The organism is Acinetobacter sp. HR7 (genome assembly GCF_000773685.1).
In the GTDB taxonomy this organism is placed as follows: Bacteria; Pseudomonadota; Gammaproteobacteria; order Pseudomonadales; family Moraxellaceae; genus Acinetobacter; species Acinetobacter thermotolerans.
Genome location: NZ_JPQO01000210.1, coordinates 1 through 14299, shown reverse-complemented (window position 1 = coordinate 14299; position 14299 = coordinate 1). Strand labels below are relative to the sequence as shown.

The window sequence follows — 14299 nt, the reverse complement described above, 5'->3', positions numbered from 1 at the left end:
AACCAGCCCGAGGGCTGGTTTTTTTATGCCCCTGCTTTTAAATCAGCAGGGGTCGATAGGGAGGATTCAAAAGTTTTTCAGCCTTACTATGGCCTTGCTGTGCTGCTTGATTCAGCCACTGCCGAGCTTGTGTTTCATTTTGTTCTAAGCCTAACTCTCCATTTAGATAATAAATCCCAAGTCGATACTGTGCTTCCGGGTGACCGCGCAATGCAGCACTGAGAAAATTCCACACAGCATTACGCTGATAGGTCTGCTGCTGTTCAAAACGGACGACGTCGAAACGTTTTTTCTGTAATTGTTGTAGTGTATGACAAAGAGATTCAAACTGGAGGGCCTGCAAATAATAGGTATGTGTCTCGGAAGAGGATTTTATTTTTGTTGCAGTTGTATCATCTCGTGAAAGTAGAAAATTTATTATAGTTTTTAGCATTTTACTTTTGTTCCTATTGAAATGCGTCCTTGCAATCATATGGAATCCTTATTTTTATAACTTACACCACTTTATTTTAAATATATTTACCTATCTGATGAAATTACACACTTTAAAGATAAAAGATAGGTCTAAAAAAAGACCGCCGTAGCGGTCTTGGGAAATTGCAGAGAAATCAGATTTCCCACTCATGATTACATTCACGGCATTTCCATTTTTTCTGGCTTTGCATAAAAGCTTGCATTGAGATTTTGAAATCTGGCAAATCCTTATAGAACATAAAGCCTGCGATCAGACAGATGATAAACACGATTACAGTCGCAGTTTGCAGGGTAGTACCTGCGCCATCTCCAAAAATCCACATGCCAATGCTGATGACCACTAGCAAGAGCAGGATAAACAGGGCAGGAACAAGAAGTACCAGACTTTTTGGCACGACAGGACGTGCAACGGGCTGACCAGGCTGTGCAACCGGCATGATTTTAGGACTTTGACATTTTGGGCAACGGTATTGCATTGCAGCTCCAGAATTTTTTAAATATCAGTTATTTTAATCAGAATCATACAGAAAGCCAAAACAGGCTCAAGCATAAAAAGGTAAATTCTGGACAATAAAAAACCCAAGTCGCAATGCTTGGGTTTTTTATTAAGATCACTTTCACATGATCTTGAATATGGCGTCCCTACGGGGATTCGAACCCCGGTTACCGCCGTGAAAGGGCGATGTCCTAGGCCTCTAGACGATAGGGACAAATGAGGCAAATACACAGGTAAAGCAATTGATTTGGTGGAGTCAAGGAGGATCGAACTCCTGACCTCTACAATGCCATTGTAGCGCTCTACCAACTGAGCTATGACCCCAGTCTGTGTGTGCGCTATATTATGAAGATAACGTACACACGTCAACTAAAAAATCAATTAAGCTTCATCAACTGCATCATTTTTCGGCAATTTCAGACTTTCATTGAGTTTTTCCCAAGCTTTCAGCTCTTTTTTGCTTGGACCACCCACGATTTCCAGCGCATGACGCAGACGGGCAAAAGTTAGATCTGGGCCAATGGTGACCATGGTCTGCATCACAGGCGTAGAAGCTGTCGAACCTGCAATCGCCATAAAGAATGTCGGCATGAAATCACGCAGCTTGATGCCCATCTGGTTCGCAAGATCCATCAAGGTCTGGCTAACGGTATCATTGTTCCAGGTAAACTGGCTTTCCAGACGCCAGATCGCAAATTGCAAGCTTTGGCGAACCTGTTCTTCTGTCAGTTTTTTGCTTTCAAACTGTTCTTTGGTTAGAGCAGGGAAATGGTTGAAATAGTGTGCAGACCAATTCACTGCTTCAGAGAGCAAGTTGATACGTGGCTGGATCGCTGCTGCAATTTCTTCCAATTTGGCGCGGTCTGCTTTCCAGTTGAGTAGGGTATCTAGCAGTTCTGCAGGAGAAAGTGATTTGATCCATTGACCATTGAGCCAGTTCAGTTTTTCTACGTCAAAGATCGGACCGCCCAGAGACACACGGTTAATGTCGAAGTTTTCAATCATTTCTGCCAGGGTGAATTTTTCACGTTCGTCTGGCATTGACCAGCCCATACGGCCCAGGTAGTTCAACAGTGCTTCTGGCAGTACACCGATATCTTTGTAGTAGTTAATTGAAGTCGGGTTTTTACGTTTAGACAGTTTAGATTTGTCCGGGTTACGTAGCAGTGGCATGTGGCACAGCACTGGCATGTCCCAGCCAAAGTATTTGTAGAGTAACTGGTGTTTTGGCGCAGATGGAATCCACTCTTCACCGCGGATCACGTGAGTGATCTGCATCAGATGGTCATCGACCACATTTGCCAGGTGATAAGTTGGCAGACCGTCCGTTTTCAGTAGGATCTGCATGTCCACTTGTGCCCATGGAATTTCCACTTCACCACGCAGCATGTCATTAAATTTACATACACCTTCGGTTGGCACTTTCATACGGATCACGTGCGGTTCACCTGCAGCCAGACGACGTGCCACTTCTTCTTTAGAAAGTTTTAGACCACGGCCGTCATAACGTGGGGTTTCACCACGGGCTTGCTGTTCAGCACGCATTTCGTCCAGTTCTTGTGCGGTCGCGAAACAGTAGAACGCATGACCTTTATCCACCAGCTCTTCGGCATATTTGCGGTAGATGTCCATACGTTCTGATTGACGGTATGGGGCGTGTGGACCGCCAACATCCGGACCTTCAGACCAGTTCAAGCCTAACCAGCGCAAAGAATCCAAAATCATTTTTTCAGATTCAGGGGTAGAGCGCAGCTGATCTGTATCTTCAATACGAAGGATGAATTCACCGCCGTGCTGTTTGGCAAAGCACAGGTTAAACAGGGCGATATAGGCAGTTCCTACATGGGGAAAGCCTGTAGGAGATGGAGCAATACGAGTACGAACAGTCATAGTCGGATGGATCTGAATATAAAAATTCTGGCTATTATAACGAAAAAGCCACATCACTTAATGCTTAATTCAACATTGAATGATGTGACTTGGGATCTGTGAGATTGGCGCTTTGAGAGAGTTGATCCTGAGATGAGGAATCAGGAGTTGCTGTTAAAGAAAAAAATTCTGTAAAAAACGGCTGAAACTCTGATTCTGTGAAGCAAAGAAATTTTGTGCAGGACGCACTTTGATCGCAGTCATCACTTTCAGGTTTTCTTCGCTATGCAGGCTTTTTTCAGTTTTTTGTTGTTGGATCGCCTTTTCAATTGGAGAAGACTTGGTTGTGGTTGCTACAGTTGTTTTCGACGCAGTATGGCTTACAGCTGGAGCAGCCGTATTTACAAGCTCTGGATGAGCTACAACAGCATGACTCAGTTGTGCTGTAAGCAGGATCGATAGGCTCAGGATGCCGGTCTTGAACGTAGTCACTTTCATGTCCAAACTCCCTCTCTTGTTGTGTTGCTGGATTTGTTTTCTTAAGAGTTATTGTTAATGTTCGAACATAATTCAAACACACTTCACTCTTAAAAAGTAGAACCAAGTCACAAAAATTACAAAAAGAATAAATATGACAGTGGAAATTTCTAAAAAATCAGAGATCAAAATCTTAGAGCGCTATTTGTAACATAGCACTATGAAGAGACTATGAAGATTATAGCTTAAAGTAATCGGTTGATAGGCCAAAAGTATAAAAATTGCTGAGATTTGTCATTTTTAAGATATCAGAAAATCAGAATAACTTCGAATCTATTGTTATAAGCATATGATTGTTAATTGATTTTTAAATTTATATAGTGCGCAATAGATAAACAAAAGAGTTCTTGTAATGAAAAAAATAATTGTATCAGCAATTTTCGCAGCGCTGTCGGGAGCCACAGCACAACTGGCTTGTGCTAAAGATTTCCTGAATGTCTCCTATGATCCAACCCGTGAATTCTACCAGGAATATAATGAAGAGTTCGGTAAGTACTGGAAACAGAAAACCGGACAAACGGTCAACTTTAAACAGTCACACGGTGGTTCAGGCAAGCAGGCGCGCTCGGTAGTAGATGGTTTGCAGGCGGATGTGGTGACTTTGGCGCTTGCAAATGACATTGAAGAAATCGTCAATGCAGGACTGATTAATAAAGGCTGGCAGAAAGAGTTTCCGAACAATTCGGCACCTTATACTTCAACCATTGTATTTCTGGTACGTAAGGGCAATCCAAAGCACATCAAAGATTGGAACGACCTGACCAAGCCAGGTGTAGAAATTATCACGCCAAACCCAAAAACTGGTGGCGCACCGCGCTGGATTTACCTCTCCGCTTGGGGCTATGCACTGAAACAGCCGGGTGGCAATGATGCCAAGGCGCGTAAACTGGTGAAAAAACTGTATGCCAATGTCAAAGTGCTGGATTCTGGCGCACGTGGTTCCTTGACCACTTTTGCTGAACGCGGTATTGGTGATGTGCTGCTGTCTTGGGAGAATGAAGCATTACTGGCGACCCAAGGTCTGGGCAAGGAAAAATATGAAATCGTTTATCCATCGATTTCGATTCTGGCTGAACCATCTGTTGCCATTGTCGACAAAACTGTGGCAAAAAATGGCAATGCCAACCTGGCGAAAGGCTACCTGAACTACTTATATTCACCAAAAGGGCAGGAGCTGGCAGCGAAATACCATTTCCGTCCACGTGACCAAAAGGCTGCAGCGAAGTATGCCTCACAGTTCCCGAAAATCCAGACCTTTACTATCGATAAGGTATTTGGTGGCTGGGCTAAAGCACAGAAAACCCATTTCGTGAATGGCGCGATTTATGACCAGATTTCATCTGAAAACCGTCGTTAAGCTAAATCACTGATCAAACTGGAAAAACGGGTAAGTCTCTTATCCGTTTTTTTCATATCTAAAGAATAAAATGCTATAAAAGCTGTATAAACTTATATTATTTAAATTTTTATTATATAAAACATGAAATTAAAACAAAAAATAACGTAATGTTACCTTGTATCCATTTGGTTTGCTGAATTGCGAAAAATAACTTTATTTCATATAGTTATATCTATTGCAGATAATCTCCCTGATCTCTATGAAAACTCAGTTAAAATCAGTATTTAGCGCTGCGTTATTGGCAACAGGTCTGGCATTTAATGCCACTGCCTCTCAAGCTGCAGATCGTGAATTTCTGAACGTGTCTTATGATGCGACCCGTGAATTCTATGATGAATTCAACAAATCGTTTGGTGCTTACTGGAAAAGCCGTACCGGGATCAATGTGAACTTTAAACAGTCACATGGTGGTTCAGGCAAGCAGGCACGTTCTGTGGTGGATGGTCTGAAAGCGGATGTAGTGACCTTGGCACTGGCCAATGACATTGAAGAAATCGTCAAGTCTGGTCAGATTAAAGCCGGCTGGCAAAAACGATTCCCGCATAACTCTGCCCCTTATACTTCAACCATCGTATTTATGGTACGTAAGGGCAATCCAAAACATATTAAAGACTGGAATGACCTGACTAAACCGGGTGTGGAAATCATTACGCCGAACCCGAAAACTGGCGGTCTACCACGTTGGGTATACCTGTCCGCTTGGGGTTATGCTGAGAAACAGCCTGGTGGTAACAAGGAAAAAGCCAAAGAATTCGTCGGCAAAATGTATAAGAACGTGAAGGTGATGGACTCGGCTGCACGTGCATCGATGACTACATTTGCGGAACGTAATATTGGTGATGTGTTACTGACTTGGGAAAACGAAGCGCTGGTAACGCAAAAAACCTTGGGTAAAAACAAGTTTGACATCATTTATCCGTCTTTAACTATCTTGACTGAGCCATCTGTGGCGATCGTGGATCGTACTGTTGAGAAAAATGGCAATAAATGGTTAGCCCAAGGCTATATCAACTATTTATATTCTCCGCTGGGTCAGGATATGGCGGCACGCTACTACTACCGTCCGCGTAATCCTAAAGTGTTAGCGAAATATGCTGCGCAGTTCCCGAAAATCAAAACCTTCACCATTGATGAAGTCTTTGGTGGTTGGGCTAACGCACAGAAAACCCACTTCGCTAATGGTGGTGTTTTCGACCAGATCTATAACTCAAAACGTTAAGATTGAATTGAATAAAAAGGACCAGCGCCATGCTGGTCTTTTTTATGGTGCATGAAGCAGTTTTCTAGCAAGCTGCCTCAGCTATTATTAAAAAATGTGATGAAAAACGGTTTTCTCTATAGAAAGTAATATTTATCTACAAAAAGTCGTTTGGAGCTTTAATCAAACAGAGTGATAATGTGCAGTTAAATTTTTGCCCTATTGATTGAGTTTTTATGTCCCATATTTCTGTATTGCTTCACGAAACCGTTGATGCCTTGTTGGCTGGTCGAACTACGGGAATTTATGTGGATGGAACTTTTGGACGTGGTGGCCATACCCGTTTGCTGCTGTCTAAATTAGATGAAAATTCGCGTGTTTATGCTTTTGATAAGGATCCTCAAGCACTCGAAGCAGCGGCAGAACTGGAAAATGAAGATTCACGCTTTCAGATTATTCATGCCAGCTTTGCAGACTTAAAAGAAGAACTAGCAAAACGTGGCATTGAGTTGGTTGATGGGGTAATGGCTGATTTAGGTGTGTCTTCACCGCAGCTGGATCAGGCAGAGCGTGGTTTCAGCTTTATGAAAGATGGTCCGCTGGATATGCGTATGGACAACTCGCAAGGTTCTACCGCAGCTGAATGGCTGGTGAATATTGAAGAAGAAGCCTTAGCGAATATTATTTTCCAGTATGGGGAAGAGCGTTATAGCCGCCGGATTGCCAAAGCCATTAAAAATGCCGGTTATATTGCAACGACAGGTGAGTTGGCAGAAATTGTGAAAGTGGCCCACCCGAAATGGGAAAAGAATAAACATGCCGCAACGCGAACTTTCCAGGCTATTCGTATTGCTATTAATAAAGAATTAGAAGATATTGAAGTTTTCCTGCCACAAGCGGTTGAGGTGCTAAAACCTGAAGGCCGTTTGGCAGTAATTAGCTTCCATTCACTGGAAGACCGTTTGATTAAACAATTTATTCAAAAAGAATCAACTTTAGAAGAAGACTCGGGCTGGGGGATGCCACAGCAACAGAAGGATACACGTCGACTGAAAAAAGTATCCCGGATCAAGGCCAGTGAGGAGGAAGTGAAAGTCAATCCTCGTTCGCGTAGTGCATGGCTCCGAGTGGCAGAAAGATTAGCTTGATAGGCAAATAATGAAAACTGAAGTGGTCGAAAGGAAATTGAAGCGGGCAGGGACAAAGAAGGCCATTGCTTACGGTATTTTATTGATGATGGTATTCGTCAGTGCTGTATTTGTGGTGTTTCAGGTCTTTGAATATCGTCAGGATTATCGCAAGCTCAGTAGCTATTTGCGTGAGCGTGATGACCTGAATGCAGAGTGGGGGCGTTTGCTCATTGAGCAGCAGACTTTTGGTGCAACAGCCCAAATCGGGACTCGTGCCGTGACCCAGCTACGTATGTATTCGCCACCGATTTCCCAGACTGTGGTAATTTCCCTACCACAACAAACTTCAGATGTAAAAAAATAAGGCTAGCGCTCAGACATGGTAGACAAGAAAACCAAGCCAGTGGTACGCAAAAAGCAGTCCGTGACCACTAAGAATACGTTAAGCGTTGATATTAGCCGTTTTTATCTGATGTGGGCGGTGGTGCTATTGTGCTTCATCGCCCTGATCGGACGTGCTTTCTATGTACAGATCGTCAATAAAGAATTCCTGCAGAACAAGGCCAATGCCAAGATTTTAAGATCTGACAAGATCAAGGCCATGCGCGGCGTGATTTACGACCGTAATGGCATTCCGCTGGCAATTAGTACACCGGTCATGCGTGTGGTGATTGATCCGCGAGACTATTTCGAGAATCAAGAGCTCTATATCAAAACCATGAAAGAGCTCGAGAAAGATCCGGATAATCGCAAGCTGAAACGCCAGTTACCTGACAAAAACCTGAATCTGGATGAGCTTGCTGATGCCGTGGGTATGGATCGTGCCGAGTTACGCAAGAAAATGGGCGAGCGTAAACGTTCTCGTTACCTGATTCTGAAAAAAGAAGTTCCGCCACAACAGGCTGAACTGATCATGAAGCGCAATTTCCAGGGCGTCTATACTGAGAAAAACTATAAGCGTTACTATCCGCAGCCACAGCCAAACTCCCAGATTATCGGCCTGACCAATAGCGAAGGCATGGGGGTTGAAGGTCTGGAAATGCAGCTGAATACCCGTCTGGCCGGTGTGGATGGTGAACAGCAGATCGTACGTGACAAGAAGGGTAACCGGATCAAGGATCCTGAAATCATCAAGGAAGTTGAAGCCGGGGAAAATATTACCCTGAGTATCGACTCACGTCTGCAATACATCATGTACCGTGAGCTGACGGCTGCCGGGGTGGCGAATAATGCCCGTTCAGCGACAGCGATTGCGGTGGATGTGAAGACCGGTGAAATTCTGGCGATGACCTCATGGCCATCTTATAACCCGAATGACAAGAATAGTGTCAGCAACAAGGACGCGATGCGTAACCGTGGTGCGATTGACTCCTTTGAACCTGGTTCGACTATGAAACCATTGACTGTGGCGATGGCACTGGAAAGTGGTAAATACACCGCCAATTCGGTGATTAATACCAGCCCGGGTAGTATGCGCGTCGGTAACCATACCATCCGTGATACGCATAACTACGGTCTTTTAACGTTGGGTGGCATCATCCAGAAGTCCTCTAACGTTGGGGTATCCAAAATTGCGCTGTCCCTACCATATGAAACTTTACCAACCTTCTATAAGCGTTTAGGTTTTGGTCAGCGTTCAGCAGTGAAATTCCCAGGTGAAAGTGCTGGTTTGATTCTGCCGCCAAGCAAGTGGAATGTATCAGAAGTAGCAACCATGTCTTATGGTTATGGTTTGAATGCGACCGTGCTGCAACTGGCGGACGCCTATGCCATGATCGCCAATAAAGGCACCAAAGTACCTTTAAGCCTGTATAAGTTAGAAGAACAGCCAAAAGGTGAACAGATCCTGGATCCAAAAATTGCCGAACAGGTCTTGCTGATGATGGAATCGGTGACTTTACCGGGTGGTACCGCACAGCAGGCCAATATTCCAGGCTATCGCGTCGCAGGTAAAACCGGTACTGCGCATAAGCTGCGTGCCGATCGAAAAGGCTATTCACAAAGTGAATACCGTGCCCTGTTTGCCGGTATTGCACCCGTCAGTGATCCGCGTCTGGCGATGATTGTGGTGGTCGAAAATCCAACCGGGGCATATTATGGTGGTCTGGTGGCCGCACCGGTATTTGCCCGTGTGATGCAAGAATCTTTACGTTTATTGAATGTCCCATTGGACAAACCTTTAGAATCTCCCAAAGTCCAGTAAATAGGTGATCAATGTCAATTACATTTCAGGATCTCTACGCCGTTCAAGATAGCGCTGAATGGATGCGACAATCCTTTCAGGGTTTCGAGCTGGACAGCCGCAAAGTTAAACTGGGGCAAATTTTTATTGCCCTGACCAGTCTTTCTCATCCGGAGAAAACTGCTGAATATGCCAAAAAAGCCCTGTCTTTGGGTGCATTGGCGGTGATTTCTGAGCAGGATCTGGGCGTTGCTCCTGCACTGGTGGTATCCAATGTCCGTCATCTGATGGGCGAATGGCAGAAACGTTATCTGCAAGCGACTCAACCCGTTCAGCCGGCCCGTATTCTGGCAGTGACTGGGACCAATGGTAAAACTACCATTTCCCGTCTGGTCGCAGAACTGCTGATGTTGCAAGGCAAGTCTTGTGCAGTGATGGGTACTACGGGTAACGGGATCTTGCCGAATCTGGAAGCTTCTTCACATACCACGCTGGATGCCCTACAACTGCAAAATGCCTTGCATAGTTATGCACAGGCGGCTGCTGAATTTGCTTCGATTGAAGCGAGTTCACATGGTTTGGTACAAGGCCGTTTAAATGGCTGTGATATTGAAATTGCGGCTTACAGTAACCTGAGCCGTGATCATCTGGACTATCACAAAACGCTGGAAGCTTATGCTGAAGCTAAATCGCGTTTATTCAAGTTTGAGTCATTGAAAGTTGCGGTGATTAATCTGGATGATGCGCATTCACAAATCATGATAGATGCTGCCAAAGCCAATCCCGCACAGCCAAAAATTTTAACTTATTCACTATCGCAAGCGGCTGACTATCAGGTAGCGGATATTCAGTACAGTATTTCGGGTGCTGAATTTAAACTGATCACCGCACAAGGTGAATTTACAGTGCATAGTCCATTGCTGGGTCATTTTAATGTAGAAAATCTGGTAGCAAGCCTGATCGTGGCAGAGCAGTCGGGTCTGGATTTGCAGCAACTGATTGCCACTGTGCCACAGCTTAAAGGGGCACCGGGCCGTATGCAGGTAATTCGCGACGGTGAGCGCCTGTTTGTGGTGGATTATGCGCATACGCCAGATGCTTTGACTCAGGTGTTGCTGACCCTAAAACGCCATGTGAATAATAAGCTCTGGGCCGTATTCGGCTGTGGTGGAGATCGTGACCGTGGTAAACGCCCATTGATGACCCAAGCGGCGCTGGATGGCTCAGATATTGCGGTGCTGACTTCGGACAATCCAAGGACTGAAGATCCGAACCAGATTTTTGCTGACATGAAGCAGGGAATCGATTTCTCGGGGAAAACCTATCAGGAAATCCATGACCGCCGTGAAGCAATCAAGTTTGCAGTGAAACATGCGCAAGCAGGTGATATTGTAGTGATTGCCGGTAAAGGGCATGAAAACTATCAGGAAATTGATGGCGTGCGTCACTGGTTTGATGATGTGGTGGAAGTGCAAGGGGCAATTGATGCCCAGCACAGCAACCCGGATTCAGCTTACCCAGCGCAGTAAAAGGACGAATTTATGCATACTTCAACCACCAGTACCGTGCCTTTAGTGCCCTGGACTGCAGAACAATTACAGCAGGCGACTCAAGGCTACTGGCTGAATGACAAACAGCCTGAAGGTGAAATCAAACGTATCCTGATGGATTCCCGTGACGCTGAAGCGGGTGATGCTTTTCTGGCCCTGAAAGGTGAACGCTTTGATGCCCATGATTTTGTAGCTCAAGTCGCTGCAAAAGGCTGTCAGGTCGCAATTGTCGATCATCCTATTGAAGCCGATATTTTCCAGTTGGTTGTAGATGATACCCGTCAGGCTTTAGGTCGTCTGGGTGCTTACCGTCGTCAGCAGAATTCACAACTGAAAGTGATTGCGTTGACTGGTAGTAGTGGCAAGACTACGACTAAGGAAATGCTCGGTAGTATCCTGTCTCGTCTGGCACCAACTTTGGTCACTCGCGGTAACTTGAATAATGATCTGGGTGTGCCAGTCATGTTGCTGGAGTTACGTCCTGAGCATCAATATGCGGTGATGGAACTGGGTGCTAGCCATCAGGGTGAAATTGATTACACCGCGGGTCTGGTACAGCCGCATGTCGCAGGTATTATCAATATCGGTACAGCTCACTTGGGTGAATTCGGTGGCCGTGATGGGATCTGCCGTGCCAAGTCAGAAATCTATTCCCATATTTCCGAAACCTCGATTATTCCTGCTGCAGATGACTATGCTGAACAGATTTGTGCGGCAGTCAAAACTGAAAAAACCTTAAGTTTTGGTCAGGGTGGGGAAGTCTATGCAACGGATGTAGAGCTACATCCACAGTCAGCGACTTTTACCCTAAATACACCGCAAGGCAGTAAGACTGTAAATTTACCTTTTGCTGGTGAGCATAATGTGCAGAATGCGACCGCAGCAGCGGCTTTCTCTTTGGCGATTGGGATCAGTCTGGATAATATCGTCACTGGTCTGGAACAGGCTGTCGGTGCCAAAGGCCGTCTAAACTTTATCAAGCATAAAGGTTATCTGTTTATTGATGATACCTATAATGCCAATCCAAACTCGATGCGTGCTGCGGCTGATGTACTGGCACAGCAAGAAGGCATTCGCATCATGGTCACTGGTGATATTGGTGAGTTAGGTAATTCTGCGGCAATTGAGCATTACAAGCTTGGTCGCGATCTGGTTTCGGTAAAGGGCCTGAACTTTGTGGTCGCTGTGGGTGAATTTGCCCCGGCTGCACAGGAAGGTGCCCGTAGTACACAATATGGCAAGAAAATGCAAGCGTTCCTGAATCAGGAACAGGCATTGCCGTTCTTAATTAGTTTGATTGAAACACATCAACCCCAGCCGATGTCATTCCTGTTCAAAGGTTCACGTTTTACCCATATGGAAACATTGATGGCTGCATTGATGGAGAAACTCTAAATGCTGTTATGGCTATTTGAACAACTGGCGGGCTATGACAGCACGTTCCAGGTGGTTCGTTATTTAACCTTACGTGCTTTGCTCAGTGTTCTGACGGCATTGACCATTGGTCTGGTGCTGGGTCCGGTGATGATCCGTAAATTACAGGCACTGAAATATGGTCAGGCGGTGAGTTCATTTGCGCCTGAGAACCATGCCAAGAAAATGGGGACACCAACCATGGGTGGTGTGCTGATTCTTTTATCGATTGGTATCTCAACTCTACTATGGGCAGATTTATCCAATCCATACGTATGGATTGTGCTGGCTGTGATGGTGATCTTTGGTGCCGTTGGTTGGGCAGATGACTGGATCAAGATCCGTTATAAGGACAATGCTGGTCTGCCTGCACGCAAGAAATTCTTCTGGACCTCTGTCGGCTCATTGGGCGCAGGTATAGCACTCTACGTAATTGCACAGCAGCAGCCAAATTCAGTCGTAACGGCCAATATGTTGGATGTCCTGATCCCATTCTTTAAGGATCACAGTATTCCGCTCTCTGTTATTCCTCTGGGTATCGGCTTCATTATCTTTACTTATTTTGTGATTAATGGTGCATCCAATGCGGTGAACCTGACCGATGGTCTGGATGGTCTGGCAATTATGCCGATCGTGCTGGTGGCTGCTGGCTTAGGCGTCTTTGCTTACTTGGCGGGTGATGTGCGTTTCGCGACATATCTGCATATTCCCTACGTCAAATACTCCTCTGAACTTGTGGTGATCTGTGCTGCAATGATTGGTGCCGGTCTGGCATTCTTGTGGTTTAATGCTCATCCAGCCCAAGTATTTATGGGGGATGTCGGTGCCTTATCGCTGGGTGCGATGCTCGGTACCATCGCGGTGATGGTTCGTCAAGAAATCGTCTTTGCGATTATGGCGGGCGTGTTTCTGGTCGAAGCGGTATCTGTGTTCCTGCAAATCGGCTCATTGCGTATGCGGAATAAGCGTGTGTTCCTGATGGCACCGCTGCATCACCATTATGAAAAGAAAGGCTGGCGTGAAACCCAAGTGGTGATCCGTTTCTGGATTATTACAATTATGCTGGTAGTTTTAGGCCTAATGACTTTAAAATTGCGTTAAGAAAATGCATTAGAAAAAGTCGGCGCATGCCGGCTTTTTGTTTTGGAGAATGAATTCATGAACCTACTCATGTGTCCAGTGTGTCGTGAGCAGCTCAAATTAAACGAACGTACCTGGCGCTGTGACAACCAGCATAGCTATGATGTGGCTAAGCAGGGCTATGTGAATCTGCATGTGGTTCAGCATAAACACAGTAAAAATCCGGGAGATACGCCAGAATCGGTACAGGCGCGCCGTACCTTTTTAAGTGCTGGTCATTATGCGCCGTTGCAACAAGCGGTGGTGAAAAAGATCCGTGAACTGCGGATTGAAAATCTGCTAGATATTGGCTGCGGTGAAGGCTATTACACCGATGCCATGCAGCAGGAAGTGATGCAGTGTGTCGGGGTGGATATTGCCAAAAATGCCATTCAGGTTGCGGCTAAGCTGAATAAAGAAATTACTTGGGTGGTGGGAACGGGTGCAACCTTGCCGGTTTTGGACCATTCAATAGACTTGTGTACTAGCCTGTTTAGTCCGATTCCGAAACAGGAAATTCTACGGGTACTGAAACCAAAATCTTATCTAATGGTTGTTACTCCAGCTCCACAGCATTTATATGCCATGCGTGAAGCACTGTTTGAGGAAGTGAAGCCCCATGAGCCACAGAAATTTGTGGCCCAGCTAGAAGATGCGTTCAATCTGGTAAGTGAAGAGGTGGTAGAAGCCCTGCTGAATCTGTCAAAAAACGATCTGGAAAACCTGATTGCCATGACGCCGTATGCGTATAAAGCTAAGCCAGAACGCCGTTTGGCACTGGAGCAGCAGGAACAGTTTGAAGTCGCTGCACAATTCCAAATTTATCTGTTTCAAAAGAAATAAGATGAGATTCGAGTTGAATATAAAAAAGCCCTCAATTGAGTAATGCCAGTCAGTTAAGAGATTGACTAGCTTTTTCTTGGGTATTTTTG

At 45.3% G+C, this 14299-nt stretch carries 13 protein-coding genes and 2 tRNA genes; 9 read left to right on the top strand and 6 right to left on the bottom strand.

What is annotated here, in order from left to right; all coding sequences use genetic code 11:
- Nucleotides 1-37: 37 nt before the first annotated feature.
- The 6 genes from GW12_RS13470 to GW12_RS13445 all read right to left on the bottom strand — a co-directional run bounded on the left by GW12_RS13470 (nt 38) and on the right by GW12_RS13445 (nt 3337).
- Nucleotides 38-472 (bottom strand): tetratricopeptide repeat protein, encoded by a 435-nt coding sequence (locus GW12_RS13470; protein WP_227504171.1) that lies wholly within the window; start codon nt 470-472, stop codon nt 38-40.
- Between the two features lie 136 nt (nt 473-608).
- A complete protein-coding gene (locus tag GW12_RS13465) occupies nt 609-950 on the bottom strand; it encodes a membrane protein (RefSeq protein WP_034588464.1) in 342 nt (113 codons plus the stop codon).
- A 158-nt stretch (nt 951-1108) separates the two neighbouring features.
- A tRNA-Glu gene (locus tag GW12_RS13460) sits at nt 1109-1184 on the bottom strand.
- 34 nt (nt 1185-1218) lie between these two features.
- Nucleotides 1219-1294, bottom strand: a tRNA-Ala gene (locus tag GW12_RS13455).
- A 57-nt stretch (nt 1295-1351) separates the two neighbouring features.
- Nucleotides 1352-2860: a glutamate--tRNA ligase gene (gene gltX, locus GW12_RS13450; protein ID WP_034588494.1), complete on the bottom strand. Its 1509-nt coding sequence runs from the start codon at nt 2858-2860 to the stop codon at nt 1352-1354.
- Between the two features lie 153 nt (nt 2861-3013).
- Complete coding sequence (locus GW12_RS13445; RefSeq protein WP_034588463.1) at nt 3014-3337, bottom strand: hypothetical protein; 324 nt, start codon at nt 3335-3337, stop codon at nt 3014-3016.
- Nucleotides 3338-3728: 391 nt separating this feature from the next.
- On the opposite strand from GW12_RS13445, the gene GW12_RS13440 reads away from it, so the two are divergent.
- The 9 genes from GW12_RS13440 (at nt 3729) to GW12_RS13400 (ending at nt 14210) form a co-directional block, all read left to right on the top strand.
- Complete coding sequence (locus GW12_RS13440) at nt 3729-4733, top strand: sulfate ABC transporter substrate-binding protein (protein ID WP_034588460.1); 1005 nt, start codon at nt 3729-3731, stop codon at nt 4731-4733.
- 241 nt (nt 4734-4974) lie between these two features.
- Nucleotides 4975-5994 carry a sulfate ABC transporter substrate-binding protein gene (locus GW12_RS13435; RefSeq protein WP_034588456.1) on the top strand — a complete coding sequence of 340 codons (1020 nt, stop codon included), beginning with the start codon at nt 4975-4977 and terminating at the stop codon, nt 5992-5994.
- A gap of 215 nt (nt 5995-6209) precedes the next feature.
- A complete protein-coding gene (gene rsmH / locus GW12_RS13430) occupies nt 6210-7121 on the top strand; it encodes a 16S rRNA (cytosine(1402)-N(4))-methyltransferase RsmH (RefSeq protein WP_034588453.1) in 912 nt (303 codons plus the stop codon).
- A 10-nt stretch (nt 7122-7131) separates the two neighbouring features.
- The gene (locus GW12_RS13425) at nt 7132-7467 is read left to right on the top strand and encodes a cell division protein FtsL (RefSeq protein WP_034588450.1); all 336 of its coding nucleotides are present in this window, start codon (nt 7132-7134) and stop codon (nt 7465-7467) included.
- A gap of 15 nt (nt 7468-7482) precedes the next feature.
- Nucleotides 7483-9306 (top strand): penicillin-binding protein PBP3, encoded by a 1824-nt coding sequence (gene ftsI, locus GW12_RS13420; RefSeq protein WP_034588447.1) that lies wholly within the window; start codon nt 7483-7485, stop codon nt 9304-9306.
- A gap of 11 nt (nt 9307-9317) precedes the next feature.
- Complete coding sequence (locus GW12_RS13415; protein WP_034588444.1) at nt 9318-10814, top strand: UDP-N-acetylmuramoyl-L-alanyl-D-glutamate--2,6-diaminopimelate ligase; 1497 nt, start codon at nt 9318-9320, stop codon at nt 10812-10814.
- A gap of 12 nt (nt 10815-10826) precedes the next feature.
- On the top strand, nt 10827-12230 hold the full coding sequence (gene murF / locus GW12_RS13410) for a UDP-N-acetylmuramoyl-tripeptide--D-alanyl-D-alanine ligase (protein ID WP_034588441.1): 1404 nt from the start codon (nt 10827-10829) through the stop codon (nt 12228-12230).
- A complete protein-coding gene (gene mraY, locus GW12_RS13405; RefSeq protein ID WP_034588439.1) occupies nt 12231-13349 on the top strand; it encodes a phospho-N-acetylmuramoyl-pentapeptide-transferase in 1119 nt (372 codons plus the stop codon). It abuts the gene before it with no gap.
- Nucleotides 13350-13406: 57 nt separating this feature from the next.
- Complete coding sequence (locus tag GW12_RS13400) at nt 13407-14210, top strand: putative RNA methyltransferase (protein ID WP_034588436.1); 804 nt, start codon at nt 13407-13409, stop codon at nt 14208-14210.
- The last annotated feature ends 89 nt before the right edge of the window (nt 14211-14299 follow it).